This is a genomic window from Paenibacillus silagei (assembly GCF_017874735.1).
In the GTDB taxonomy this organism is placed as follows: Bacteria; Bacillota; Bacilli; order Paenibacillales; family Paenibacillaceae; genus Paenibacillus_AQ; species Paenibacillus_AQ silagei.
The window spans coordinates 127,117-151,923 of sequence record NZ_JAGGLV010000004.1 but is presented as its reverse complement, the minus strand read 5'-3'; the positions used below and the strand labels follow the sequence as shown (position 1 = coordinate 151,923).

Annotated in this window: 25 protein-coding genes; 11 read left to right on the top strand and 14 right to left on the bottom strand. The window is 54.0% G+C overall.

What is annotated here, in order from left to right; genetic code table 11:
- Position 1 precedes the first annotated feature (1 nt).
- The 5 genes from uxaC to J2Z70_RS08045 all read right to left on the bottom strand — a co-directional run bounded on the left by uxaC (position 2) and on the right by J2Z70_RS08045 (position 6,210).
- Positions 2-1,423: a glucuronate isomerase gene (uxaC, locus tag J2Z70_RS08065; RefSeq protein WP_209871316.1), complete on the bottom strand. Its 1,422-nt coding sequence runs from the start codon at positions 1,421-1,423 to the stop codon at positions 2-4.
- Between the two features lie 250 nt (positions 1,424-1,673).
- Positions 1,674-3,161: a UxaA family hydrolase gene (locus J2Z70_RS08060; protein WP_209871313.1), complete on the bottom strand. Its 1,488-nt coding sequence runs from the start codon at positions 3,159-3,161 to the stop codon at positions 1,674-1,676.
- A gap of 63 nt (positions 3,162-3,224) precedes the next feature.
- A complete protein-coding gene (locus J2Z70_RS08055; RefSeq protein ID WP_209871310.1) occupies positions 3,225-4,646 on the bottom strand; it encodes a tagaturonate reductase in 1,422 nt (473 codons plus the stop codon).
- Between the two features lie 135 nt (positions 4,647-4,781).
- Positions 4,782-5,777: a LacI family DNA-binding transcriptional regulator gene (locus J2Z70_RS08050; protein WP_209871308.1), complete on the bottom strand. Its 996-nt coding sequence runs from the start codon at positions 5,775-5,777 to the stop codon at positions 4,782-4,784.
- A gap of 214 nt (positions 5,778-5,991) precedes the next feature.
- A complete protein-coding gene (locus J2Z70_RS08045; RefSeq protein WP_245368070.1) occupies positions 5,992-6,210 on the bottom strand; it encodes a hypothetical protein in 219 nt (72 codons plus the stop codon).
- A 201-nt stretch (positions 6,211-6,411) separates the two neighbouring features.
- Between J2Z70_RS08045 and J2Z70_RS08040 the strand changes: the two genes are divergently transcribed.
- Positions 6,412-7,521: a DNA alkylation repair protein gene (locus J2Z70_RS08040; protein WP_209871305.1), complete on the top strand. Its 1,110-nt coding sequence runs from the start codon at positions 6,412-6,414 to the stop codon at positions 7,519-7,521.
- Between the two features lie 120 nt (positions 7,522-7,641).
- Here J2Z70_RS08040 and J2Z70_RS08035 read toward each other — a convergent pair whose 3' ends face one another.
- From J2Z70_RS08035 to J2Z70_RS08025, 3 genes are all read right to left on the bottom strand, one after another.
- The gene (locus tag J2Z70_RS08035) at positions 7,642-8,544 is read right to left on the bottom strand and encodes a manganese catalase family protein (protein ID WP_036731772.1); all 903 of its coding nucleotides are present in this window, start codon (positions 8,542-8,544) and stop codon (positions 7,642-7,644) included.
- A 74-nt stretch (positions 8,545-8,618) separates the two neighbouring features.
- Positions 8,619-9,980, bottom strand: coding sequence for a metallophosphoesterase (locus J2Z70_RS08030; protein ID WP_209871302.1), 1,362 nt, complete (start codon positions 9,978-9,980; stop codon positions 8,619-8,621).
- 93 nt (positions 9,981-10,073) lie between these two features.
- Positions 10,074-10,628, bottom strand: coding sequence for a hypothetical protein (locus tag J2Z70_RS08025; protein WP_209871299.1), 555 nt, complete (start codon positions 10,626-10,628; stop codon positions 10,074-10,076).
- Positions 10,629-10,787: 159 nt separating this feature from the next.
- Here J2Z70_RS08025 and J2Z70_RS08020 point away from each other — a divergent pair, with 159 nt between their 5' ends.
- The 4 genes from J2Z70_RS08020 (at position 10,788) to J2Z70_RS08005 (ending at position 13,362) form a co-directional block, all read left to right on the top strand.
- Positions 10,788-11,363, top strand: a complete 576-nt coding sequence (locus J2Z70_RS08020; RefSeq protein ID WP_209871295.1) for a TetR/AcrR family transcriptional regulator — start codon at positions 10,788-10,790, stop codon at positions 11,361-11,363.
- A gap of 157 nt (positions 11,364-11,520) precedes the next feature.
- A complete protein-coding gene (gene rnhA, locus J2Z70_RS08015; RefSeq protein ID WP_036731783.1) occupies positions 11,521-12,186 on the top strand; it encodes a ribonuclease H in 666 nt (221 codons plus the stop codon).
- 71 nt (positions 12,187-12,257) lie between these two features.
- On the top strand, positions 12,258-12,926 hold the full coding sequence (gene ung / locus J2Z70_RS08010) for a uracil-DNA glycosylase (protein WP_036731786.1): 669 nt from the start codon (positions 12,258-12,260) through the stop codon (positions 12,924-12,926).
- Between the two features lie 31 nt (positions 12,927-12,957).
- Positions 12,958-13,362 (top strand): hypothetical protein, encoded by a 405-nt coding sequence (locus J2Z70_RS08005; RefSeq protein WP_036731789.1) that lies wholly within the window; start codon positions 12,958-12,960, stop codon positions 13,360-13,362.
- Positions 13,363-13,526: 164 nt separating this feature from the next.
- Here the strand turns inward: J2Z70_RS08005 and J2Z70_RS08000 are convergent, their stop codons facing one another.
- A complete protein-coding gene (locus tag J2Z70_RS08000) occupies positions 13,527-14,663 on the bottom strand; it encodes an AI-2E family transporter (RefSeq protein WP_051478588.1) in 1,137 nt (378 codons plus the stop codon).
- Positions 14,664-14,847: 184 nt separating this feature from the next.
- On the opposite strand from J2Z70_RS08000, the gene J2Z70_RS07995 reads away from it, so the two are divergent.
- The gene (locus tag J2Z70_RS07995) at positions 14,848-15,315 is read left to right on the top strand and encodes a general stress protein (protein ID WP_036731792.1); all 468 of its coding nucleotides are present in this window, start codon (positions 14,848-14,850) and stop codon (positions 15,313-15,315) included.
- A 26-nt stretch (positions 15,316-15,341) separates the two neighbouring features.
- On the opposite strand, the gene J2Z70_RS07990 is transcribed toward J2Z70_RS07995, so the two are convergent.
- Positions 15,342-15,659, bottom strand: a complete 318-nt coding sequence (locus J2Z70_RS07990) for a hypothetical protein (protein WP_209871792.1) — start codon at positions 15,657-15,659, stop codon at positions 15,342-15,344.
- Between the two features lie 388 nt (positions 15,660-16,047).
- Between J2Z70_RS07990 and J2Z70_RS07985 the strand changes: the two genes are divergently transcribed.
- The 5 genes from J2Z70_RS07985 (at position 16,048) to J2Z70_RS07965 (ending at position 21,442) form a co-directional block, all read left to right on the top strand.
- Positions 16,048-16,809, top strand: a complete 762-nt coding sequence (locus J2Z70_RS07985) for a DeoR/GlpR family DNA-binding transcription regulator (protein ID WP_036731798.1) — start codon at positions 16,048-16,050, stop codon at positions 16,807-16,809.
- 39 nt (positions 16,810-16,848) lie between these two features.
- Complete coding sequence (gene pfkB / locus J2Z70_RS07980) at positions 16,849-17,760, top strand: 1-phosphofructokinase (protein WP_209871737.1); 912 nt, start codon at positions 16,849-16,851, stop codon at positions 17,758-17,760.
- Positions 17,761-17,807: 47 nt separating this feature from the next.
- Positions 17,808-19,757: a PTS fructose transporter subunit IIABC gene (locus tag J2Z70_RS07975; RefSeq protein ID WP_209871292.1), complete on the top strand. Its 1,950-nt coding sequence runs from the start codon at positions 17,808-17,810 to the stop codon at positions 19,755-19,757.
- Positions 19,758-19,933: 176 nt separating this feature from the next.
- Positions 19,934-20,434 carry a Crp/Fnr family transcriptional regulator gene (locus tag J2Z70_RS07970; RefSeq protein WP_036731809.1) on the top strand — a complete coding sequence of 167 codons (501 nt, stop codon included), beginning with the start codon at positions 19,934-19,936 and terminating at the stop codon, positions 20,432-20,434.
- Positions 20,435-20,755: 321 nt separating this feature from the next.
- Positions 20,756-21,442 carry a YitT family protein gene (locus J2Z70_RS07965; RefSeq protein WP_036698508.1) on the top strand — a complete coding sequence of 229 codons (687 nt, stop codon included), beginning with the start codon at positions 20,756-20,758 and terminating at the stop codon, positions 21,440-21,442.
- Between the two features lie 472 nt (positions 21,443-21,914).
- Here J2Z70_RS07965 and J2Z70_RS07960 read toward each other — a convergent pair whose 3' ends face one another.
- The 4 genes from J2Z70_RS07960 to J2Z70_RS07945 all read right to left on the bottom strand — a co-directional run bounded on the left by J2Z70_RS07960 (position 21,915) and on the right by J2Z70_RS07945 (position 24,687).
- A complete protein-coding gene (locus tag J2Z70_RS07960; RefSeq protein ID WP_209871289.1) occupies positions 21,915-22,652 on the bottom strand; it encodes a class I SAM-dependent methyltransferase in 738 nt (245 codons plus the stop codon).
- Between the two features lie 72 nt (positions 22,653-22,724).
- Positions 22,725-23,003 carry a PQ-loop domain-containing transporter gene (locus J2Z70_RS07955; RefSeq protein ID WP_209871287.1) on the bottom strand — a complete coding sequence of 93 codons (279 nt, stop codon included), beginning with the start codon at positions 23,001-23,003 and terminating at the stop codon, positions 22,725-22,727.
- Between the two features lie 129 nt (positions 23,004-23,132).
- On the bottom strand, positions 23,133-23,567 hold the full coding sequence (locus tag J2Z70_RS07950) for a MarR family winged helix-turn-helix transcriptional regulator (RefSeq protein ID WP_209871284.1): 435 nt from the start codon (positions 23,565-23,567) through the stop codon (positions 23,133-23,135).
- A gap of 88 nt (positions 23,568-23,655) precedes the next feature.
- Positions 23,656-24,687, bottom strand: coding sequence for an NADH:flavin oxidoreductase/NADH oxidase (locus tag J2Z70_RS07945; RefSeq protein ID WP_209871279.1), 1,032 nt, complete (start codon positions 24,685-24,687; stop codon positions 23,656-23,658).
- Positions 24,688-24,807 lie beyond the last annotated feature (120 nt).

Below are 24,807 nucleotides of genomic sequence, written 5' to 3'. Positions count from 1 at the left end.
TCTAGACGGTGACTTCGGCTTCGCTGCCGGCAGTCTGGAAACCGAAATATCCGGCTGCGTTATTGTAAGAGATATCCCGGACCATAGCCCCCAGGACCTCGAGGTCATCCGGCGCTTCCCCGCGTTCGGCAAGTTCACCGAGCAGCCCGCATAGAACCCGGCGGAAATATTCATGCCGGGTATACGACAGGAAGCTGCGCGAATCGGTCAGCATGCCGACGAAGTTGCCGAGCAGGCTGCCCTCAGCCAGCAGGGTCAGCTGCTGGCGCATGCCGCTGCGCGTATCGTTGTACCACCAGCCGGAGCCAAGCTGGAGCTTGCCGGGGGTGTCCTTCTGGTAGCAGCCCAGCAGAGCCAGCAGGGCAGGGTAGTCGCCGGGATTCAGCGAGTAGAGGATCGTCTTCGGCAGGCCGCTGCCGCTCTCGGCCCGGTCAAGCAGCTGCGACAGCGCTGTGGTCAGCGGCAGATCGTTGATGCCGTCATAGCCGGTATCCGGTCCCAATCGCTGGAACATCGGCGTGTTATTGTTGCGGTAAGCATGCAGGTGAAGCTGCATGGTCCAGCCCTTGTCATGATAGAAGCCGATCAGCGCGGTCAGCAGCTCTGTGCGGTAGCGGGTGATTTCCTCCGGTGACAGCACAGCACCCTGCATTCTTTTGGCGAATATAGCTTCAACGATCTCAGGCGCACCTGCTTCGTAACGCAGGATATCCAGCGCATGGTCCGACAGGCGGCAGCCCTGCTCGTGGAAGAAAGCAACCCGGTTACGCAGGGCATCCAGCAGCCCGGCGTAGCTCTTGACCGGCAGGCCGGAGGCCGACTCCAGCTTAAGGGTCCAGGCGGCGAAGCCTTCGGCATCGATGTTCAGCGCCTTGTCAGGACGGAAGGTCGGGAACACCTGGAAGGCGGTCTCACTCCCCTGCAGCAGCTTGTGATACTCCAGGGAATCTGCCGGATCATCGGTGGTGCAGATCACCTTGACACCGCTGCTGCGGATCAGGCCGCGCCGGGTGAAGCCCGGTTCAGCCAGCTTGCGGTTGACCTTCTCCCAGATGGCCGGCGCCGTGGCTTCATTCAGCAGCTCCTCTACACCGAAGAAACGGCGGAGCTCCAGATGCGTCCAGCTATACAGAGGGTTGCCTACTGCCTTAGGCAGTGTACGGGCCCAGGCCAGAAATTTATCATAATCAGAGGCGTCGCCGGTAATATGCGATTCAGGAACGCCGTTCGCGCGCATCAGCCGCCACTTGTAATGATCACCGTACAGCCAGGCTGCGGTCAGATTCTCAAAGGGCTGGTCCTCATAGATTTCGCGCGGGTCCAGATGGCAATGGTAATCGATAATGGGCATGGTTTTGGCGTGATTATGAAAGAGTAGCCGTGCTGTTTCGCCGGACAACATGAAGTCCTCGTTTAGGAACATGAGTAGGATCTCCCTTTGAATGGATTATTATATAGATTGTACTTGTATATTTCTGTTATAGGATTTCCGTGACTCCAGAGAATGTTTGGCCCTCCGGCCGCTGTTGTCCCCAGATTTCTTGATTTAAACCGCTAATCGCGGTAGAAATCCGGTGACAAAGGCGGACGCTATCGCTCCTACAGTTCCAAAATTCTCCTCCGTCACTTTTCCTTATCTGTAATCTTCAAGTTCAATCGATATAGGATAAGTTCTATAAAGTTACGCCTGTTTTGAAAATAGCCAGCTCACGCACTTCATTCTGCTCGTTCCGTGTTTTTTGGCCGCTGGCGACATCAATGATATACGTGATGAATTCCTCCAGCACATCGGCCATCGGTGTTTCCAGCAGGGGGCCTGCGTTGAAGTCCATCCAGTGGCCTTTTTTGGCAAAAAGGTCGTTGTTCGTTGCTATCTTAACCGTAGGCACAAAGCTGCCGAAAGGCGTGCCGCGGCCGGTGGTGAACAGCACGAGCTGGCAGTCGGAAGCGGCAAGCGCAGACGCAGCGACCAGATCGTTGCCGGGAGCCTGTAAGAGGCTCAGCCCTTTTTTGCGCAGCTTCACGCCATACTGCAATACATCCACCACTGGCGACGAACCGGCCTTCTGGGTGCAGCCGAGCGATTTGTCCTCCAGTGTGCTGATGCCGCCGGCCTTGTTGCCCGGAGACGGATTCTCATAGACAGGCTCGCCGTAAGAGAGGAAATACTGCTTGAAGTTATTGATCAGTGAGACGATATCTTCATAGACTTCCTTGCTCTCTGCACGGGCCATCAGCACCTTCTCCGCACCGAACATTTCCGGCACCTCAGTCAGCACCGAGGTTCCGCCCTGAGAGATGATGAAGTCGGAGAATGCGCCCAGCAGCGGGTTGGCCGTAATGCCGGAGAATCCGTCCGAGCCGCCGCATTTCAGCCCGATGTTCAGCTCACTGAGCGGAACCGGCTCACGAACGTCGTTCGCAGCGGCTTCATACAGCTCCTCCAGCAGCACAAGACCGGCTTCCAGCTCATTGCCTACCTCCTGGGCCACAAGGAACTTAACCCGGGACCCGTCATAATCGCCCAGCATGCTGCGGAACTCGGAGACGATATTGTTCTCGCAGCCAAGGCCGAAGACGAGTACACCGCCTGCATTGGGATGATTAACGGCATCGAGCAGAATGCTGCGGGTCATGCGGTGATCATCGCCCAGCTGGGAGCAGCCGTAAGGATGCTTCAGCACGGTCAGGTTGTCGAATCCGCCAAGATCGGGATGCTCGGCCTTGAACTCCTGAAGCATCTGCTCGGCAACGCCGTTCACACAGCCCACGGTCGGAATAATGAACAGATCATTACGGATGCCCACCTTGCCGTTACTCCGCCGGTACCCCTGGAAGGTCAAATCACGGCGCGGATAAATTACCGGATGGACATCAGGCACATACTCGTATTCTTCCTCCCCGGACAGATTGGTTTTGATGTTATGCGTATGAATCCAGTCGCCTGCGGCAATCGGAGCCGTGGCATGGCCGATCGGGGAACCGTATTTGGTAATGATGTCTCCGCTGCTGAAACCCGTCAGGGCAATCTTATGCCCCTGCGGAATCTCCTGGGCGGCCTGAAGCGTTAGTCCGTCTATCGTGAGTTCTTCTCCGGCAGCAATCGGCCGTAAGGCTACAGCTACCGTATCTCTCGGGTTCATTTTCATTAAGTTTTTCATGTTGGCCCTCCTAAAAGTTTGTAAGCTGCGCTTCCCTGAACTTCTTCGTGCAAACTCGCGGGTTCAGCCGACGAGTTCCTGTAATGCTGCGCGGGAATCTTCATGCTCCAGCTGCTGCAAATGGGCGGCTATCGCATCAGCCAGTCCCGGCAGCCGGGTCAGATCCTGTCCCCACAGGCTGCTGTCGCCAAGAATGGTGTTCACGAAGCTGTCCGGCTGGCTCCAGGCCTGATCGAACACTGCCAGTACCTCTGCGCCGTCCTGCCGGGGAATACGGTCGCCCCGGTAGCTGAGCAGCAGGGCGGCGAAGGCGAGGGTCATCCGCTCCGGAAGCTGGCCGCGTTCCTGCTGGTAGCGAAGCAGAACCGGGAGCAGGCGGGCCTTGAATTTGGAAATGCTGTTGAGCGAGATGGAGGTCAGCTCATGGCGGATGAACGGATTGCGGAAGCGCTCCTGTACGGCATCGGCGTAGGACAATAGCTGCCCGGCAGGCAGATCCAGCATAGGGATCAGCTCCTCTTCAATCAACTGCTTCACGAAGCGGGAGAAGGTACCGTCATTCATGACGTCTTCAACCGTCTCAAGACCGGCGAGCAGGCCCAGAGGGACCATAGCGGTATGCGGTCCGTTCAGCAGATGAACCTTGCGTTCGCGGTAAGGCGTCATATCCGGTGTCACCACGACATTCAGTCCGGCCTTAGCCAGCGGCAGGCGCTCTGTCAGAGACTCCGGTCCTTCAATGACCCAGAAGAGGAACGGCTCTGCGGTTACCATTACGTTATCAAGATAGCCGAGTTCAGCTTCGAGGGCGGCAGCCTGGTCACGCGGATAACCAGGGACAATCCGGTCCACCAGACTGCAGCAGAAGGTATTCTCGGACTTTAGCCATTGCAGGAATTCAGCACCAAGATTCCAGTCAGCCGCATAACGTTCTACGATCTCACGTAATTTCTCGCCGTTGCGGTCAATCAGCTCGCAGGGGATAATGACGAAGCCTTTCTTGCCAAGCTCGAAGCGGCGGTGGAGCAGCGCAGTCAGCTTGCCTGGGAAGCTCTTAGGGGGGGCATCGTCTGCGCGGTCGCCTGGAAGATAGGCAATGCCGGCTTCGGTAGTATTGGAGGTGATGAACTCCAGATCATCATTCTCGGCGAGCGCGAGATAAGCTTCATAATCCATGTATGGGTTAATCACCCGGCTGACCGAGCTGATAATTTCGCGGGAATTGACGGTCTCGTTGTCCATGATGCCATTAAGCAGCACGGTGTAGAGGTTGTCTTGAGCGGCCATCAGATCAGCTACGCCTCCGGTTCCCTGCGCAATGGGCTGAATGAGGACAGCGCTTCCGTTGAACAGACCCTGATTGTTCATTTGCTGCAGCTGCCAGTCTACGAACGCACGCATGAAGTTGCCTTCGCCGAACTGAATCATCCGTTCCGGATGGAGGGTTAGCCCCGGGTGAGTGCTTCTGGATAAACGGTTTGTCATAGTGGTCATGATCTCCTTTAGAATACAGTGATAAATTGCACACGTTAACATTTTATTTTAAGCAAGATCCGGAATTCCTTCTCTTGTCCAGGAAGGCTCCGTATCTGCAGAAAATAGCGGTGGGTTGAAATAGAGTTATATTCCTGCAACCGTATCCCTTACCACCAGCGAAGTGTTAACGAACAGCTGCTGCGGCGGGGTCTCCGGCTGCTGAAGAAGCTGGATCAGCATGGTAATGCCGAGCTCACTGATCTCGGCAATCGGCTTGCGGACCGTGGTCAGGGCAGGATTCGTATAGCGGGCGAACATCATATCATCGAAGCCGATCAGTGAGATCTGCTCCGGCACCTGCACCTTGTGGGCATAGCAGGCATTCATGGCGCCAATCGCCATATCATCATTGGAGCAGAACACAGCCGTAGGCCGGTCCTCCAGGCTAAGCAGCTTGCTCATCGCCGCATATCCGCTCTCGATGCTGTAATCTCCCGGGGCAAAATAATCAGGGTTCAGCGGAAGCCGGCCTGCAATCAGACTGTCCAGGAAGCCCTGCTTACGTTCGCTTGAGGACTTGAAGCCGGGCTTGCCTTCAATAATAGCCAGCTTGCGGTGACCCTGCTGCACAGCATAATCAATCGCTTCCTTGACGCCTTCGCGGTCATTGGCGACCACGTTCATGATGCCGGGGTCCTCCAGCTGGCGGTTCAGCACCACTAGCGGAATGCCGGTTTTCTTCACATGATAGATGAAGGCATTGTCTTCATCGCTCTGGCTCATGACCAGAATGCCGTCGAAGCGCTGCGGCTGAATATTGCTGAAATGCTGCACACCGTCGATCCCGTTCACCGTCAGATTATAGTTCTCATCGAGAATGTGCGTAATGCCTTTGATGGCATCCACCAGGAAGCTTGAGGAAGTCCCCTGCTCAATACTGGAGAAGAACAGGCCGATGATGAACGATCTTTTGGTGACCAGGCTCTTGGCACTGTAATTGGGCACATAATTCATTTCGGCGGCAATCCGTTCAATCTTATCCCGGGTGGCCTTCTTGATCAGCGGGTTGCCGTTCAGCGCCCTCGATACAGTAGTATGGGACACACCGGCAACACGGGCAATATCTTTGATGGTAATCATAGGTTCTCCCCGGGTACATGGAATTGTTAACGATTTCAGTTTAGTTCTCCAGCAGCGTCAAGTCAATAGTTTATTGAAATGCACACGTTAATATTTTGTGAAAAGTTAACGCAAAAACAGACCCGGATCAGGGTCCAGGGTCTGCGTTTGAAGAGGGGAGAAAGGATCACAGGCGAGCGCTGCTTCTCCTCTGATGAAGAGACCCCGAAGCTTCTCAGGCATGGTTATGCTGGAATTTTGTAATATCGCGGGCGTAATGCGAGGTGGTGCCGTCGAATCTTTTTAGCCGGACATACTCATCAGAGAATTTGTCAACGACTCCGCTGCCTACCTGGGAGTACATTCCGTCAGGGTCAAGCTGGAGGGCGGATACGAAGGTCTGTGACAGTGCGGCTACGAAAAAGTCAATGTTTTTAATAAGTGTCTGTGGCAAAAGTCCCAGTCCTTTCATCAAATAAGTTCATCGTCAGCGGGAAAAAACTTAAATCTTATTGTACGACAGGCTGCCGGATTTGAACATAGGCTATACTTGGTGTATATATATCCAGCCGAAAGTTGACACAGGGATGTCCGGTTCGTATGGTATGCTCTCATTATAAGAGAATCCAATTACATCAGCAGGAGGAATTCAAGAATGGCCGAACCCCTGAAAGCAATGTACAACCAAGAATTCCTGCATAGCCTGGGAATGAAAATTAAAACCGTTTACAGTTCGTTCGAGCTAGGCTGCTTCATGGCTGAGGCGATGAGGGAGCCGTGGGAGGAGCTGGAGCTGAAGGCACGGATGCGGAGGATTACAGAGACGCTGGGCAGCTGCCTGCCCCCGGCCTATGAGGAAGCACTGAAGATATTGTATGCGATAGATAAGGACTGTGTCGGCTTCCCGTATCTGATCTTCCCGGATTTCGTGGAAGTGTATGGCGGAAGCGAAGAGCACTGGGAGCTGTCGATGGAGGCGCTGGAACGGTTCACCCCGAAGTCCTCGGCGGAATTTGCCGTCAGGCCGTTCCTGCTGCGTGACCCGCAGCGGATGATGGCTCAAATGCTGGTCTGGGCGGAGCATCCGGGGGAGCATGTGCGGCGGCTCGCCAGCGAGGGCAGCCGTCCCCGCCTGCCCTGGGGCCAGGCATTGCCGATGTTCAAGCGCGATCCGTCTCCGCTATTGCCGCTGCTGGAGAAGCTGAAGGCTGACCCGTCACTCTATGTGCGCAAAAGTGTAGCCAACAACCTGAACGATATCGCGAAGGATCACCCTGATATCGTGATAGCTACCGCCCGCCGCTGGCTGGGCAGTAATGTAAAGACGAACTGGATTGTGCGGCATGGCTGCCGCTCTCTGATCCGCAAGGCGGACCCTGAGATCATGGAGCTGTTCGGATATGCCCCGGAGGAGAGCGGCACCCCGCTGGTCAGCTTGGCTGTCCTAACGGCCGACCCGGCCGAGCTGCGGATTGGGGAGCACTGTGAGCTGCAATACACTCTGACAATCCGGGAGGGCGGTCCGGTGCGCATCCGCATTGAATACGGGATCAACTTCGTCAAGGCCGGCGGCAAGACCTCGCGCAAGCTGTTTCTGTTATCCGACAAAACCGTGCCCGGCGGCACCAGACTCTCCGGTACACGGACCCACCGCTGGGCCAACCTGACTACACGGAAGCACTATCCCGGAGAGCATACCCTTGTGCTGCTTGTGAATGGGCGGGCTGTTGCCGATACCTCACTGCTGCTTGAGCCGGAGTTATAAGGCAGAGATCTTAGAAGTATCCATACCCAAACAAAGCGGATGTTCCGGCAGCCAGTTCATGGCTTCCGGGACATCCGCTTCTCTATCGGTGCTATTATCCGCTAGGCTTGGCTCTGGCTGCTAGTCATGAATATTCCCGGCCATTTTCAGCCGTTTTGCAATCTCCTTGAATTCCTCGGCAGAGATGCCCGGTGCGAATTCTTCCTTCACTTCCGGAGCCTCGGGGATAGGGAAGCCTTCCGGTACGCCCTGAATAACCTCAAGCGGAAGCCCGTCCTCGGGATGAGTACCCTTCCAGATCTGGTCAATGGAGCTGAAATCCTTATCGCTCCAGGTGTACAGCTTCGTATGAACGCCTTTTTCCTCGTACTTTCTGGCTTCATTGAAAGCTTTGTTGTCCAAGGAAGGAATGGGCACCAGCTTGGTAACATTGACGCCTGTGGCAATCTCCAGCGCCTTGGCGTAAGCGACCACGTGAACACCTCCACGGACAAGCAGGAAGCCGACTACCGCCCGGGCTGCAGGGTGGTCGGTCATTTCGTAGACCTTCATTTTATGGGTTCTGGCCCCGCATTCCAGGAAGAAGTTATGCAGCAGGTCCTCCACCAGATTACCGCTGTTGAACACATTGGCTCCGGTCCATGGATTGCCCATCGAATCGAACGGCATGGCCCCCTGCGCGCCCGCCAGGAAATGATAAGACAGCCGTGCGTCTTTGACATCCGCAAGCGGTGTGGAATCCGGTTTCTTATAAGCCGTGGAACCTCTTAGACATTTGTTCACGGCGTGGGAGACCAGCTCAACATGGCCCAGCTCTTCGGCGGTAATGCTCATTACCAGGTCGTAGAAGGGCTTCAGCTTGTCCTTGGAGCGGAAGTTGAAGGACTGGTACAAGTAGTTATTGAGTGTTGACATTTCACCGAATTTGCCTCCGAGCAGCTCTTGTACGGCTGCTGCAGCATTAGGATCTGGTTTCTCGACGTCCGGGATTTCAATCATAATCTCATCCATACGTGTGAACATGGTGATCATCATCTCCTCAGCAGTAGGTGTAAGCATACTTGTCTATTTTACACCTATTTCCAGTTTTTCAAACATCACCGCTGAGGAAGCTGGACATGCAGTTCATGATTGTTCTTCGGCTGCTGCGAGGCCATCTCCAGAACATAGCTTCTCGTTCCGCTTGCCGGGGCGTCCTGCCAGAGCCGGTAGCCTGCTGTGGCGGTCACGGCGGCATTGCCCGTACTGGCAGAGCCTGCGAAGTAATTCTCGTTCAGCCTTCCGACAACGTCAGCCATTTGCTTCAGCTCAGTCTCCGTATAACTGGCGTAAGCGGGATCTTCAGCCAGACGGGAATAACTCCGGGTGGCAGACCGCTTGCGGAAATTGGCTTCACTGTAGGCCCTGAAGCCCAGCAGATTCGGATCGGTATTGCCGGTGGCTGCTGCCCATTGCTCCATCCCTAATCGCTGTGTGCTGTAATCCAGAGTCTGACGGGCGGAGGAATAGGTTAAGAGTCCGTATTGATGGGGAAAAACAGATAAAGCACTGCTGGCGATGTCATAGATACGCTCCCCGTCATGGCTATATTCACTGATGTCCTGAATGTGTATATGCCCGCTGAGAACCGTCCGTACACCGCTCTGCATCAAGGCATCTGTAACCTTGGCATGGTCCTCTACAGTGAAGCCCTCCTGAATGAATTCACTGTGATTCAGCAGGCTGTGATGCATGACCGTCACGAGCTGCGCGCCTGCGGCAGCGGCCTTCGCACCGCAGGCGGCGATCCATTCCAGGGTCCGGTCACTGACCCGGCCCTCCAGCTGGGGATGGCCCAGCGCTTTATTGTCTCCGTACTGTGCAGTATCGAGCATTAGCAGCCATAGCTCCTCTGACGGGGCAGCTAGATAGCTGAGCGAATCCTCGTCTCTCAGCAGGGCTTCATCATAACCGAAGCTGCCATAGATCTGGCGGAATGCCTTGGCGCTCACGGAATCTGTGGCGTATTGGCGCTTATCGCGGAAGCTCCGGGCCCAGGGATTCCGGATATCATGATTGCCCGGGATCACATAGATCCGGGTTCCGGTGTCTTGCTCGATGCGCTTCAGATGTCCGGCCAGCTCCTTATGGCTGGCTTCTTCCCCGTTGTTGCTGAGATCCCCGCTGATAATCATTACATCCGGCTTGCGGATTCCGATATCATAGCCCAGCGCCTCCATCATCTCCTTGCTGTAGCCGAGCTGCTTGCCGTCACCGGCAGCCAGAAACTGCTGGAAGGCAGGTCCGAGATCCCTTAGCTCCTGCGCTAAATAATGGGTGTCACTCGTTGTCAGAATCCTCAGATCATGGCCGGACTGAATCCGGTATTGCGGCTCCGGCTCCGCTAAGTCCTGTCCGCCGCAGGAGGAGAGAATCACGAGCAGAAGGGGAAGGATAGCATACTTATGGATGAACTTCATTAGGCCAGCACCTCTTTTCGCGGGCAACAACAAGAAAAAGGGGTATTCTCCCCGGCCGCTTGCCCGAAGAGGAACACCCCGCACCCTGCCGCATTATTTTTTCACTTCGGTGACGCCGGTTACCTTACCCTGGTCTGCTGCGGAATAGGTAGCCTGATATTTGTCATCGGAGAAATAGACATTACCTTCAATGGTGGCATTCACGACGGCGAAGCCGTTAGCCTCTACGTAGACATCACCCACAAAGGTCCCTCCCTGAATCCGGGCATTCTCGCTACGGATCGTTAATTTGGGCGCGGTGAGCTTGAAGGAGTTCGTGATGTTGTGATCGGCATCCTGGGTATAGAGCGCGATTTTGCGGGCAGGCTCTTCCTTATGGATGAATTGTCCGTCGAGCACAAGCTCCTCGGAGAAGCTCAAGTCCTTCAGCGTAGCTGCAATCCAGGTGCCGTCTTTGCTGATCGCCTTCTTGAAGGCTTCTCCGTTATCGACTACCGAAGCTGAAGTGACTGCATCCGGTGCAGCAGTAGCTGCCGTATTGCCCGTGTTCCCTGCTGTGCCCGTGTTGCCTGCATTTTTATTTGCGTTGCCGCAGCCGATGAGCAGGGTCAGGGTGAATGCCGCCAGTATTACTGCGAACTTTCTCATTGTGTTAACCTCCTTGGGGTGTGTAATGCTGATGGTATTTTCCTTGAAATTAATATAGAATGATTGGTGCGGAATTAATGTGATTTAGTTAACACGGCTACAATAATATTTACCGATCGTTCTATAAATGGTAAAATAGACCGCGAAAGGAGCATGATCATGGCGCGAAGCAAAGAGTTTGACATTGATGATGTATTGCTCAAGGCAATGACGATTTTCTGGCAGCAGGGCTATGAGAAGACGTCCATGCAGGATCTTGTAGCCGGCATGGGAATTCACAAGCGAAGCATGTATGACACCTTTGGAGACAAGCATACCTTATATATAAAAGCGCTGGAGCGCTTTGCAGCCCTTCAAAGCTCCCGGCTGGAGAGCCGGATCGAGGGCATCACCTCTGCCAAGGCTGCCATCCGCCTCTTATTCGAAGCCACAGTTCACAGAAGTGAAGCGGAGCCGAAGGGCTGTATGCTAGTGAATACGGCAGTGGAGCTGTCGGCTCATGATCCGGAAGCTGCTGAGCGGGCCAATGAGGCTTTTTTGAATACCGAGAGATTAATGGAACAGCTGATCCTGCATGGACAGGAGACCGGAGAACTCTCCTCCCGGCATGCGGCTCCGGCGCTTGCTGCTTATCTGCACAATGCCTTAGTTGGACTGCGGGTTATGGTCAAGGCAACGGGGGATGCGGGCAAGCTCCAGACCATTATTGATACTACGCTGGCTGTGCTGGACTGAGCTGCCGTATTAGTATGAACGCGCCTGCCGGTATTTATCCAAATAGATATTCGGGCTGGCAGCAGGCGTGTGAGTGTGTTCAGGCTTCAATATGAACGCGGTATGCATTACAATAGATTTCTGGATAAGGTTACACCGGCAGGAGGGAGCAACAGGAATGGCTAAGCAGAAATACTACGTTGTATGGGAAGGCAAGCAGCCTGGAGTCTACAATACATGGGCGGAATGCCAGGCGCAGACGGATCATTATACCGGAGCGAAATATAAGTCTTATGAGAGCAAGTCGGCGGCTGAGACAGCCTTCAAGGCAGGCTGGAAGGGCAACTGGGGAACCGGTGCGGCAGCTTCAGGGGCGTCCGGCACAAGCAAATCAGGCAAGTCCTGGAGCAGGAGTGCTGGCGTGGAGACATCTGAGGAGATTGATTATGACAGCATCTCCGTGGATGTAGGCACCCGGGGGAATCCCGGACCGGTCGAATACAAAGGCGTAGATACCCAGACCGGGGATGTGATTTTCTCCTGCGGTCCGATCCGCAAAGGGACTAATAACCTTGGAGAGTTCCTGGCGATTGTGCATGCGCTGGCTCATCTTAAGCAGGAAGGCAGCAGCAAGACGGTCTATAGTGATTCTGTCAATGCAATGAAATGGGTCAAGCAGAAAAAGGTGGCCACGACCTTGCCCCGAGATGCCTCTACAGAGGAGATCTGGCAGCTGATTGACCGGGCGGAGAGCTGGCTGCGCAGCCATACTTATGACAACAAGGTGCTGAAATGGCAGACGAAGTCATGGGGCGAGATCAAGGCGGACTATGGCCGCAAATAAGTTCCTGTTATTCTGGTTAATAACAGGTAATGAAACAATACTAATAGCAGGGGAATTGGGAGGAGAACCGAATGTTTGGCAACGATTGGGATGAAGTGCTGCAGGAAGAGACGCAGAAGCCTTACTTTGAGGAATTGCGCTATGCCCTGGCACGCGAGTATAAGCAGTATACAGTCTACCCCCCGAAGGACAAGCTGTTCTCGGCGCTGAAGCTGACGCCTTACAGCAAGACCCGGGTAGTGATTCTCGGACAGGACCCCTATCACGGCGCAGGACAGGCCCATGGCCTTAGCTTCTCGGTAGAGCCGGGTGTAAGGATTCCGCCGTCGCTGCGCAATATCTACGCTGAGCTGCACAGTGATCTCGGTATAGAGGTGCCGGGCCACGGATCGCTGCTGCACTGGGCGGAAGAGGGCGTGCTGATGCTTAATGCCGTCCTGACAGTACGCGAGGGCCAGCCGAATTCGCATAAGGGGCTGGGCTGGGAGACCTTCACGGATGCTATTATGGAGAAGCTGAACGAGCGTACAGAACCGATGGTGTTCATCCTGTGGGGCAGTCATGCCCAGCTCAAGGGCGCGGTAGTTGACCGCAGCAGGCATAAGGTGATCCAGTCTCCGCATCCGAGCCCGTTCTCTGCACACCGGGGATTTCTCGGCAGCCGCCCGTTCTCTCAGGCCAACCAGTATCTGGAGCAGCATGGGCTTAAGGGCATAGACTGGTCCATACCGAAGGTATAAGTAGTTCAGGCACAGGGAAGGGCGTGGAGCCATGAAGCATTGGGTTGGCAGACCGGTCATTATGTACTGCGGCGAGCAGCCATATACGATCATGAAAGGCGTTCTGCGCAGATGGGATCTTGCAGCTTCGGTAGCTGTCATTGGGCATCAGGAGATTGCCGTCCCTTTCCGCGATATTGTGTACATCAAAGCTCTGGCTCCCAAAGAGAGGGCTTTGCCCCCGGTTCTCCATTCGGTCGGATATATCATGAGAGAACGTCTGCAGTTTGATAATGCCGTCTATTTCAAATCAGCGGTTACTGTCTGGAAAGGGGACCAGCTGGTGGCATTCAATGCGACGATCATCGCACATACCAAAGGCTCCGTGACGCTGCATGGCGGGCAAAACCTGCCTAAGGGCAACCACACTTTCGTGGTCCGCTCGCTGCGGGGCTAAAGTCTGGATACATTCAAGCATGTACATTGAAAAGCCCTCCGGCGCGGAGATCATCAGCGCCGGAGGGCTTTTTATTACAAGATAAGAATTTATATGTTTTGGGGCCCCCGCAAAGTACCTGAGTTATCACCTACGCTAAAGCCCCACTTTGTGGGGTTGTTTTACTATACCTTATCGTCCTTGACGATCTCAATCTCAATCCCCGGCGGAGCACTTGGCTCGGGTACGGGTTGATCCACCCGTTCGGCGATAATGATCTCGTAAATGCGCAGGAAGATGATTTTGATAATCATATAGACCGGAAGCGCAATGAGGACGCCGATCAGTCCATAGAAGTCGCCCCCCACAAGTACAAGCAGCACTGTTGTCAACGGGTGAACATCCAGCGACTTGCCATAGATGACCGGTGACAGCACGTTATCCTGAATCTGCTGCGCGATCAGAATGACGACCGCTGACCAGATAGCCATAGAAGGCGATTCTATGAACCCCACGATAACAACCGGAACCGCCGCCAGCAGCGAGCCCACATAGGGAATGAAATTCAGCGGGATGGAGATCACGGCGAGCAGCAGAGAATAAGGCAGGCCGATCAGCAAAAATCCGATGTATAGCAAGATGCCCAGCACCACATTAAGCAGGACACGTGTAACGATGAAGCCGCTGAGTGCAGAGTCAATATCCTTGAACATCTCCTGGCCTTCCTTGCGGTACTTTCTCGGAATCAGGCCCTGAAGAATCGGGGACAGCTTGTGCCCGTCCTTCAGCATGTAATAGAGAATGATCGGCAGGGTAGCGATAACCACGACAATACTGGAGATCACTGTGATCAGGTTGGACATCGAATTGGTCACCCAATTAATGGCACTGTTCACATACTCCGTCAGGCGTGTGGTCACATCCGTGTCACCCTTGAAGAAGCGGGAGAACGACGGATCATTCTGGAGCTTGTTGAACTGATTCTGTATACCCTCGACCAGATAAGGCGTATTGTCAATGAAGTTCTGGATTTGCTCGCGCAGTGTAGGCCAGACCAGCACCCAGAATAAGACGAACAGTCCGGTAAACACAAGATAAATCAGCAGGACGGACAACCCGCGGTTAACATTTTTGGTCCCCAGATAGTTGACAATCGGCCGCAGAAGGTAATACATAAAGCCCGACAGCATCATGGGTACGAGCAGCAGTTGAATGATAGATACCAGCGGTGTGAACAGAAAAATGACCTTCGAGCCCAGGTACAGAATCGTCAAAAAGGCGATAATGGCCAGGCAGGTCCGAAAATACTTGCTTTGAAGCACAGCAGCCCCCCCTATCTCTTAAGTTATGTTTATGTATACGTATCTTTATAACCCAATTAGAAGAGATTGATTCAGGCCTGACCGGGAGCCGCCGCCACATGCGGGATTCAAGCCACAGGCAGAGTGGTAATATCGCAGTAGCAGAGTGGTAATATTGCAGCAGCAGTAATAGGAGGGATGCCGCATGCCAACATTGGTATTGGGGATTTTTGGACACCGGAGTGATGCGGTGCTGGCGATCGAAGAATTGAAGAAGAATGGGATCAAGGCGAAGCATATCTCTGCTGTCACGAAGCAGAAGAACACGCTGGAGATCATCAGCAAGGATGCCGCGATTGGAGATGTGGAGACGGGGCAGGGGAATAATGGATTGTACGGTACAGCCCGCGGGCTTGGGGTAGGCCTGGATATGGTCGCGGATTCTGCGGTCGCAGCAGGTCCGGCAGCCCGCAAGCTCGCGGGGGCGGATCTGGAGACAGATGGTCTTGCGGTCAGCCTGATCGGAATGGGGATTCCGCAAGATGACGCGGAGGCGTATGCGGAGCATGCTGATCTGGAGCATATTATTGTCATTGTCCTTCTGCCCGAAGAGGAGCTGAGGGAGAAGGTGCAGGTCATATTTGCGAAGCATGAGGTCATTCCTTTGAAGTAAGTGATGGATTCGGAAAATATAAGGGATCAACGCAGCCGGCGGGACTTTCGTCTGGCTGCTTTTTTTTTGCGGTTCTGTACGAACAGCACCGGGTCGATGTCTGTAGCTACCTTCCCGCCAGTTTCCTTGGTCACCTGCTTGGCTTTTACCAGAGAGAAAAAAGCAAACAGTTCCCCGAGCACGCCGAAGCCGGCGGCAATAATCGCATAATCCTCTGCACTGAGCTCCTCGGTTTCTACTGGGCCGTCACTGCCGCCCCCTCCGTGGCCGTTAATGCCGCTGCTACTGCCATTACCGCCGTTACCGCCCGCGCTGCCATATCCGTTGTTATTGTAATAGGCCATCTCCTGTTCACCCGCTTTTCCCCATATGTAATATAAATATGTCGCTCGCTGCCATTGTGAAATGGGCAATCGGGAGGTAATTTGCCGCACCGGATGATATAGTTACAAGGCTGAAATGAGCATAAATGAGCAGAGCATACGCCAATTCTTACAGCAATAGTGTATCCGGCTGGAAAGTTAGGGTTAAACTCATGATTTTATGGCGAAAAATAAGCAGAGAAAGCCTCTTTACAGTTCATGAAAACGCTGTTACAATCATAAATGAGCACAAATGATCAACATCAGTCACAAGTGATTTGAATCCAGTCATCTTATCTTTCAATTCAGTAGTTACTGTATATATAGGAATCCGGCAGCGGGTAGCTGCACATCCTAAGGAGTGAGCTGCATGTTTGAAGAAGAACGCAAACGGATGATTCTGCTGTTTGTCGAGAAGCATACAAGAGCTTCGGTTCAGGAGCTGGGCCAGGAGCTGTCCGTCTCTGAATCCACCATCCGCAGGGACCTCAAGGAGCTGGAAGAGGCGCGGCTGCTGAAGCGTACGCATGGCGGGGCGGTGTCCCTGCAGAGTGTGAACTTTGAAGCGGCGGTTCCTGACAAGGAAGACCGGTTCCTGGAAGAGAAGCTGCGGATTGCCGGGAAGGCTGTGGAGATGATTGAAGATGGTGATGCCATTCTCCTTGACGGAGGTACCACCACCCTGCAGATTGCCCGGGCGCTGAAATCGTTCCGCAATCTCAAGGTCATTACCAACTCAATCATGGCGCTGAACGAGCTGAAGGACTGCCGCCATATTGAGGTGTCTATTACAGGCGGGATGCTAAGGCCGGACACCATGGCTTTTGTCGGACCGATGACCGAACGCTCGCTGGATATGGTTCGGGTAGATAAGGCCTTCCTCGGCACCAACGGGCTGGATATCCGCGAAGGGATTACGACGCCGAATATGCTGGAAGCGGCCACCAAGCGCAAAATGATCGCGGTAGCGAAGCAGACGATCCTGCTGGCCGACCATAGCAAGATCGGGCAGATCTCCTTCTGCAAGGTTGCGGATCTGCAGGAGATGGACCACTGCATTTTGGATACGGGGATTCCGGATAGCTTCCGGAGGCAGCTTGAGAAGCTGGATGTGGATTATACACTGGTGTGATGGGATGGGAAGACAAACATTATAAATGAGGGATGAATGATGATTTATACGGTGACACTCAATCCTTCCGTCGATTATATCGTGGAGGTAGAAGAGCTAACACTGGGCGGACTCAACCGGATGAAGCGCGATATGAAGCTGCCCGGAGGGAAAGGGATTAACGTATCCCGTGTTCTAAAGCAGCTCGGCGTCGAGAATACGGCCACCGGATTTCTTGGCGGCTTCACCGGCGGCTACATTGACACCTGGCTGGGCCAGGAGGGAATAGCCGGCGAATTCGTTACTATTGCGGACGATACCCGGATCAATATTAAGCTTAAAGCTGGCCAGGAGACGGAGATTAACGGGGCCGGCCCTGTCATTACGGAGACCGAGACGGCTTCACTGCTGCACAAGCTGGAAGCCCTGAAGCCGGGTGACATAGTGATTCTGTCAGGCAGCACGCCACCTTCGCTGGGCGGAGATTTCTACAGCAAACTGATTGCAGTAATCAAGCAGAAGGGTGCGGAGTTCGTTATTGATACGACCGGGCAGGCCTTGCAGGACGCCTTATCCCAGGGACCGCTGCTGGTCAAGCCGAATCACCATGAGCTGGCAGAGCTGTTCGGAGTTCAGATCAGCACCCGGGAGGAGATTATCACTTACGGACGCAAGCTGCTTACGGGCGGGGCCAAGCATGTACTGGTCTCCATGGCTGGCGAAGGTGCATTGTTCATTACGGGGCAAGAAGTCTACCACGCCAGCGCTCCTAAGGGCCAGGTTAGGAATTCAGTAGGTGCGGGAGATTCGATGATTGCCGGATTCGTGGGCACCTTGTCGCTGACAGGGAATGTGCTGGAAGCATTCCGTGCCGGTGTGGCATCAGGAAGTGCCACAGCGTTCTCTGATGATCTGGCAGACCGGGTTTTAATTGAAGAGCTTCGTCCGCTTATTGCCATATCTCAGCTATGAATAACAGAGGTTAACAGGTTCAAGTACATTCGGGGAGTTGAGAATTGATGAAAATTACAGATTTAATGATACAGGAAACGATGATTATGGAGCTGCAGGCTACAACGAAAGAAGGAGCCATTGACGAGCTGATTGCCAGTCTCGCGGCCAGCGGACGCATCACGGATGCGAAGCTGTTCAAGGAGAAGATTATGGAGCGTGAAGCCCAGTCCAGCACAGGCATTGGCGGAGGCATTGCTATGCCTCATGCCAAGACCAAGGCCGTTAGCGAAGCAACGGTGGTATTTGCGAAGAGCAGCGCCGGAATTGATTTTGCCTCCCTGGATGAAGCGCCGGCCCACCTATTCTTCATGATCGCGGCGCCGGACGGAGCTGGAAATATGCACCTGCGGACACTCGCTGCACTGTCCAGGTTACTCATTGAAAGCGAATTCATCGAACAAATTATGAGTGCCAAGACCCCTGCCGAGGTGTCCGCCTTATTCGATGCCAAGCAAGCGGAGGCTGAAGCCCAGGCAGAAGCGGAAGCCAAAGCAGCGGCAGTGAAGGCTGCTCCTAAGGCAGCCGCACCGCAAGCTGAACCGGCACGAATCATTACCGGGAACCCGGATTCACAGAGCTTCGTTGTTGCTGTAACAGCGTGTCCTACAGGTATTGCCCATACCTACATGGCAGAGGATGCCCTCAAGAAGAAGGCTAAGGAGATGGGGGTCAATATCCGTGTCGAAACGAACGGCTCGGAGGGTGCGCAGAATGTGCTGACCGCAGACGAGATCGCCCGGGCCAGCGGGGTCATTGTTGCCGCCGACAAGAACGTGGAGATGGAGCGCTTCAGCGGCAAGCCTGTGCTTCAGCGTCCGGTTAGCGACGGTATCCGCAAGTCAGAGGAGCTGATCCGGATCGCAGTTGCAGGAGATGCACCTATCTACCGCGGCTCTGGACGCAATGAAGAAGGCTCAGCACCTGTGAAGTCCGGTTCTATTGGAAGCAAAATCTACAAAGACCTGATGAACGGCATCTCGCATATGCTGCCGTTCGTAGTCGGCGGAGGCATTCTGCTGGCGATCTCCTTCCTGATTGAACAGGTGGCCAGTCCCGACAATGCGCTGGTCAAGCTGCTGCAGAGCATCGGCGGCGGTGACGGAGCCTTCCACTTCCTGATTCCGATCCTTGCCGGATTTATCGCGATGAGCATCGGTGACCGGCCTGCGCTGATGCCGGGTATGGTCGGCGGTCTGATGGCCCTTAACTCCAATTCAGGCTTCCTCGGCGGTCTGGCTGCCGGGTTCCTGGCTGGTTATGTAGTGGTAATGCTCCGCAAAGCCTTCTCCGGCCTGCCGCGCACACTGGACGGTCTGAAGCCGATTCTGCTCTATCCCGTATTCAGCTTGCTAATTACCGGCGCGGTTATGTTCTTCCTGTTCGATCCGTTATTCAGCTGGATTAACGGAGGACTGACCGATGCGCTTAACAATCTGGGTACCGGCAACAAGATTCTGCTGGGCTTGGTGCTTGGCGGGATGATGGCCATTGATATGGGCGGTCCATTCAACAAGGCAGCCTACACCTTTGCCATCGGCGTGTTTACGTCCAGCGGCAATACAAACGGAATGATGATGGCAGCAGTGATGGCCGGAGGGATGGTGCCTCCGCTGGCGATTGCCCTGGCAACCTCGTTCTTCAAGAATAAATTCACGGAGACCGAACGCAAATCCGGTGTAACCAACTATGTGCTGGGCTTGTCGTTCATCACCGAAGGGGCCATTCCGTTCGCTGCGGCTGATCCGCTTCGTGTGCTCACCTCCTGTATTCTGGGCTCTGCCGTAGCCGGCGGACTTACCCAGTTGTGGAACCTCAATGTTCCCGCACCGCATGGCGGTGTGTTCGTAGCCTTCCTGTCCAGCAATGCCGCGCTGTTCCTGCTGGCTGTGCTGATCGGCTCTGTAATTTCCGGGCTGATCCTGGGACTTTGGAAGAAGCCGGTCACAGTGAAATAACGTATTATACCTATCCCTGGAACCGCCTGGGGGCAGAGAAGAGTCTCTGCTCCCAGGCGGTTTCTTTGCTGTTGAACTCTGGGAGAATGGCTGTTTTACGCTTGCCCCTCCAATTTGGTGTCTTATTTCGGTATAATTAAAAATATATATACAGAGAAGGCAAAGGAGAATGCGAAATGATTCTGCACAGAGGTGAGGTCTTATTCCGCCAGGGAGACGGCGGCCAGAACCTGTTCAAGGTGAAGAGCGGACTGTTCAAGGTCACGAGACTGCATGAGAACGGGAACATGGTATTGTTCAACCTGCTATATCCGGGTGAGACCGTTCCGCATCATTCCCTCATTTCGCCGAAGGAGGCGCATGGAACCGCAGTGGCAATGATGAAAAGTGAAGTCGAGCTGATTCCGGCTGCAGAATGGTACCGGGAGCTGAGGGAGAAGCCTGAGAAGGTGATGGAGATCGCCCTGTTGCTTCAGGAGAAGGTGCGGTTCATGCAGACGAGGCTCGATCATCTCACGGTTGGAACGCCGGGGGAGCGGATGGCCCTGCTGACCCGCTGGCTGACCGAATATTCTCATGGCGCACAGCTCACAGATCTGCTGACACAGGAAGAGATCGGACAATTGATCGGCGTCCGCCGCGAGACTGTCAACCGTCTGCTGCGGAATCCGGGCTGATTGCTTATTTTTAATGGAAACTGTTTAGAGTGGCCCCTCCGCGTGGTATAATCTATTCAGAACATATCAAACTAAAGAAAGGATCAGGATACCATGTGTCCCCGAAGGACGATTCCCCAAAGGACGATTTGGAAACGTTATGATCTGTCTTATACTTAGCTTCCCTGTAGAATGTGCGCGAACCGTTGTTCATTGACGAAGCCGCTTCTGCGAAGGGAAGGGAGTATTGTATGCGAAGGAGCAACATCTCCTCCGGTATAACCCCCCGTAGAGGCTGGCACGAACGTCTAGCCGCCATATACGATAAGGGGAGACCGAGTAATGAGGAAACAAGACAGTGGCATGAGTTTGCCGCTCCGGTTAGCTATTATTTTGACCGGAACACTATTGCTTGCATTTACGTATTATCACATTAATTATCAGAACCACTTGACCGAAGGCGGATTCGTAGGATTGTCGCTGCTCGGCAAGTATGTACTGGGGATTTCACCATCACTTAGCATCCTGATTTTGGACATTCCGGTACTCATCATCGCAATCATTTTCAAAGGAAAATCATTCGTAGTGAACACCTTCATCTCCGTAGTGGCCTTCACGGTATTCTACGGGCTGATGGAACGCTATTCCGGCTGGGTTATTGACCTGCAGGATAACTTGCCGGTTGCGGCGCTGTTGTCCGGGGTATTGACAGGTCTGGGCGCAGGAATGGTCCTGCTGGGCGGCGGGGCGAGCGGCGGGGACGATATTTTGTCCGTGCTGATCAGTGAATGGAAAGGTATTAAGGTAGGAACCGTATTTATCCTGATGGATGTAATCGTTCTGGCTTTTTCCCTCTTCTATATGCCGTTAAGAGAAACCCTGTACACTGTGATGGCTGTAGTTGTAGCCGGTTATGTAATCACTTTTACAACCTCTCTGGGCAGACGGAAGCTGGTTCAGGCACCTAAGATTCCGTCCGCACTTGCCAAGACTCAGGAAGGTACAGTGAATGTGAATAATGCAATGTGAACTCCGTGAACCACGGGGATGATAAAAGGTCAGCGGACTACCGTCCGGCTGGTCTTTTTTTTGAAAAGATAAGAATTTATATGTTTTGGGGGAAGCGAAGCTTACCCCTTATTTAATTATGCGGCCCGAATGTATGGTAAAAACAGCATACATTGTGCGGTGCGCAGGCCTATGGCCCGAATGTATGGTAAAAACAGCATACATTGTGCGGTGCGCAGGCCTATGGCCCGAATGTATGGTAAAAACAGCATACATTATGCGGGCGCGCAGGTGCATGGCCCGAATGTATGGTAAAAACAGCATACAATATGCGGGCGCGCAGGTGCATGGCTCGAATGTATGGTAAAAACAGCATACAATATGCGGGCGCGCAGGTGCATGGCTCGAATGTATGGTAAAAACAGCATACATTGTGCTGGCGCGCAGGTAATCTCATTCATCCAGTACGATGATTTTGTTCTGCGGAATTCGGCTATTCCTGCTTCACCGCCGACAGCAGCAGGAACATCGGACGCCGCGTCTCCTCCTGCCAGGCCGGATTCTTCTCCAGCATCTCAGGGGTCGGCTGCAGCTCCGACAGCTGCTTCAGGACGAAGCCTGATTCGAGCAGCGTACCCAGGTAGGTGGCTGTGGTCCGGTGGTATTTTGCAACCTCGTGTTCGAGAAAATCAGCCAGTCTTAGCCCTTCGAGATGGTAGTTGTCCACGGGCCAATGCTGCTTCTTCCCGTCCGGGCTGTAATGCCAATCCTGCGCGGCGAGCGCGGTGAAGATCGGATGCTCTACAGAGAAGACGAAGGCTCCCCCGGGCTTCAGGCAATGCCGGACCTGGCGGCAGAGGCTGCCGAAATCCTCAATATAGTGGATCGCCAGCGAGCTGATCACGGTATCAAATTGCTCTGCCCCGAATGCGGCATCCTCAATCGCGAGCTGAAGATACTCAATCTTCGGGTCGTCTGTCATCGTACGGGCACGCTCCAGCATATTGGCGGAGAGATCTATGCCTACGACGGAAGCCGCCCCCTGCTCCCGGGCATACCGGCAGTGCCAGCCGAACCCGCACCCTAGATCAAGCACCCGCTGGCCCGCCAGATCAGGCAGCAGGGTACGGAAGACCTCCCATTCTCCGGCAGCCTCCAGTCCGCCCGTAGAGCGGGGCATCTGGCTGTAATTCGCAAAAAAACCCGCGTCGTCATACTTATTTTGCTTCATTCATTGAACCTCCCACATCCTTTTATTACAGAAAGTATAACGCAGATGGGACGGAGGTGCAGCCTACAGAATTCATTGTTGCCCTCGGGAACGGTAGCGGATAATCAGCAGGACGACCGTTGTTACGACCGCCAGCGACAGGGAATTGGTGATCAGAAAAGCAAGTCCGACCCCCTGCGCCGCCAGATTAACCGCATAAGCCTCCATAAGAAGGATGCCCAGCAGCATCAGCAGGTAAGCTTTCAGATTGAGATCTGCAACCGAACGGGTCCTGATGATCTGCACAATCTGCGGAATCCAGCCTACAGAGAGAATAAGACCGCCAACCAGCTGCATAGCTGTGAATAACATATGCTGCACCCCGCTATACTTAATTTCTTAATAGTATGGTGTATGCTCAGGGGGAGAGGGAGGTTCAGACAAAAACCCGCCGCCCCTCGGGAGGGACGGCGGGTTCACCCGGCAGGCAGCTGCCCGGGTCTAGGATTGCTTCAGCTGGATAAGCTGCTTCAGCAGCTGCTGCGTGTCGTCTACAGGAAAGGCTTCCTGCAGCACTTCATGAACGGTCTGCTTCGCCCGGTCAACCTTGTCCTGCCCAATGGCAGTCAGGGACGTATAGATGCTTCTGCGGTCTGCCTCGCAGGACTTGCGCTCCAGCGCTCCGCAGCCCTTGGCTTCGAAGCGGCTGACCAGCCGGGACACAGCACTCTGGCTAAGCCCGACCATCGATTCCAGCTGCTGGAGCTTCAGCTTTTGCTCAGGGGCTTCGGACAGAAACAGCAATACATAGAATTCCTTAAGCGATAGCTCATAGTTCTCGGTCAGCTTCGCTTCAAGGACTGCGGCCACCTTCATCTGTATCAGAGAGAGCGATAACCAGCTGTTAATCAGATCATTTGAAGGGGGGTTAGTCATGTCTTCATCCTCCCGGTGTATACCTGTAATGAATAGTAGTTGTTATACAGTATACCATCACCATAGGCAAGCTGCTGACGAATTGTCCTTAACGCGGGAATCCTAATGCGTACTGCTTAGGTATATTTGCGTCTTTGCGCAGCGTCACACCGGCTTCCAGCGTCCAGTAAGGATTACGGAGCATTCCCCGGCCCACCGCCACCAAGTCAGCTTCTTCATTGCTAATGACGGCGTTGGCAAGAACCGCTTCATCCAAGCGGCCGACAGCAATCACCGGTACGTTCAGCTCCTGGCGGATCGTTCTGGCCAGCGGTAACTGATAGGCTGCATGGTTGCCCGGTCCATTCTCTGCGTCAACGGCTCCTTCACCACCTGAACTGATATGGAAAATATCGGCCCCGGCTTCCTTATAGGCTCTGCTGATCTCCAGACCCTCTTGGAGGCCGTAGCCGCCTTTCACATATTCTCTGACGGAAATCCGCATGATCAGTGGCATATCCTCAGGCATCACGCTCTTGGCGGCAGCGATAACCTCCCGGCCGAACAAGGTCAGATCCTGTCCGTATTCATCAGTCCGCTGGTTGGTCAGCGGCGAGTGGAACTGGTGAATCAGATAGCCGTGGGCGCCGTGCAGCTCAATAGTGTCGAATCCGGCCTGGACCGCACGCTCTACGCCCCGTTTGAATTTCTGTACCATGTCTTTAACTTCTTCTGTTGTCAGGGCATGAGGAGTCTTGGACTTGCCGTCAAAAGGAATAGCGGAAGAAGAGACAGGAACCTTGGCATCCTCCGCCTTGCGTCCGGCATGGGCCACCTGAATTCCGATTTTGGCTCCATGGGCATGACTGGCTTCCACAATCCGCGCCAGCGCAGGAATCTGCTCATCAGACCAGAGGCCCAGATCATAATCGGTAATCCGGCCGTCCGGGTCCACATCAGCCATCTCGACAATGATCAGTCCGGTGCCGCCGACAGCGCGGCTTACATAGTGGTTGTAATGCCAGTCGTTAGCGATGCCATCCTTATTGGTAACTGAATATTGGCACATGGGCGGCATTACCACCCGGTTCTTCAGTTTTAAGTTTTTATACTCATAGGGGGTGAACAGATCTTTCGTCATGAATTTCGCTCCTTCGTTCTACATGGGATGGATACACAATAAATGCATGCGCATGCATATAAATATATGCTGTTGGTTTCTGCCTGTCAAGTCAGCGTTATGATTAAAATTTTCCATACT

What these genes read in the sequence shown, in the direction of transcription:
- uxaC (WP_209871316.1), bottom strand. Translation starts at nt 1,423, where the DNA reads ATGTTCCTAAACGAGGACTTCATGTTGTCCGGCGAAACAGCACGGCTA.
- J2Z70_RS08060 (WP_209871313.1), bottom strand. Translation starts at nt 3,161, where the DNA reads ATGAAAAACTTAATGAAAATGAACCCGAGAGATACGGTAGCTGTAGCC.
- J2Z70_RS08055 (WP_209871310.1), bottom strand. Translation starts at nt 4,646, where the DNA reads ATGACAAACCGTTTATCCAGAAGCACTCACCCGGGGCTAACCCTCCAT.
- J2Z70_RS08050 (WP_209871308.1), bottom strand. Translation starts at nt 5,777, where the DNA reads ATGATTACCATCAAAGATATTGCCCGTGTTGCCGGTGTGTCCCATACT.
- J2Z70_RS08040 (WP_209871305.1), top strand. Translation starts at nt 6,412, where the DNA reads ATGGCCGAACCCCTGAAAGCAATGTACAACCAAGAATTCCTGCATAGC.
- J2Z70_RS08035 (WP_036731772.1), bottom strand. Translation starts at nt 8,544, where the DNA reads ATGTTCACACGTATGGATGAGATTATGATTGAAATCCCGGACGTCGAG.
- J2Z70_RS08030 (WP_209871302.1), bottom strand. Translation starts at nt 9,980, where the DNA reads ATGAAGTTCATCCATAAGTATGCTATCCTTCCCCTTCTGCTCGTGATT.
- J2Z70_RS08025 (WP_209871299.1), bottom strand. Translation starts at nt 10,628, where the DNA reads ATGAGAAAGTTCGCAGTAATACTGGCGGCATTCACCCTGACCCTGCTC.
- J2Z70_RS08020 (WP_209871295.1), top strand. Translation starts at nt 10,788, where the DNA reads ATGGCGCGAAGCAAAGAGTTTGACATTGATGATGTATTGCTCAAGGCA.
- rnhA (WP_036731783.1), top strand. Translation starts at nt 11,521, where the DNA reads ATGGCTAAGCAGAAATACTACGTTGTATGGGAAGGCAAGCAGCCTGGA.
- ung (WP_036731786.1), top strand. Translation starts at nt 12,258, where the DNA reads ATGTTTGGCAACGATTGGGATGAAGTGCTGCAGGAAGAGACGCAGAAG.
- J2Z70_RS08005 (WP_036731789.1), top strand. Translation starts at nt 12,958, where the DNA reads ATGAAGCATTGGGTTGGCAGACCGGTCATTATGTACTGCGGCGAGCAG.
- J2Z70_RS07995 (WP_036731792.1), top strand. Translation starts at nt 14,848, where the DNA reads ATGCCAACATTGGTATTGGGGATTTTTGGACACCGGAGTGATGCGGTG.
- J2Z70_RS07990 (WP_209871792.1), bottom strand. Translation starts at nt 15,659, where the DNA reads ATGGCCTATTACAATAACAACGGATATGGCAGCGCGGGCGGTAACGGC.
- J2Z70_RS07985 (WP_036731798.1), top strand. Translation starts at nt 16,048, where the DNA reads ATGTTTGAAGAAGAACGCAAACGGATGATTCTGCTGTTTGTCGAGAAG.
- pfkB (WP_209871737.1), top strand. Translation starts at nt 16,849, where the DNA reads ATGATTTATACGGTGACACTCAATCCTTCCGTCGATTATATCGTGGAG.
- J2Z70_RS07975 (WP_209871292.1), top strand. Translation starts at nt 17,808, where the DNA reads ATGAAAATTACAGATTTAATGATACAGGAAACGATGATTATGGAGCTG.
- J2Z70_RS07970 (WP_036731809.1), top strand. Translation starts at nt 19,934, where the DNA reads ATGATTCTGCACAGAGGTGAGGTCTTATTCCGCCAGGGAGACGGCGGC.
- J2Z70_RS07965 (WP_036698508.1), top strand. Translation starts at nt 20,756, where the DNA reads ATGAGGAAACAAGACAGTGGCATGAGTTTGCCGCTCCGGTTAGCTATT.
- J2Z70_RS07960 (WP_209871289.1), bottom strand. Translation starts at nt 22,652, where the DNA reads ATGAAGCAAAATAAGTATGACGACGCGGGTTTTTTTGCGAATTACAGC.
- J2Z70_RS07955 (WP_209871287.1), bottom strand. Translation starts at nt 23,003, where the DNA reads ATGTTATTCACAGCTATGCAGCTGGTTGGCGGTCTTATTCTCTCTGTA.
- J2Z70_RS07950 (WP_209871284.1), bottom strand. Translation starts at nt 23,567, where the DNA reads ATGACTAACCCCCCTTCAAATGATCTGATTAACAGCTGGTTATCGCTC.
- J2Z70_RS07945 (WP_209871279.1), bottom strand. Translation starts at nt 24,687, where the DNA reads ATGACGAAAGATCTGTTCACCCCCTATGAGTATAAAAACTTAAAACTG.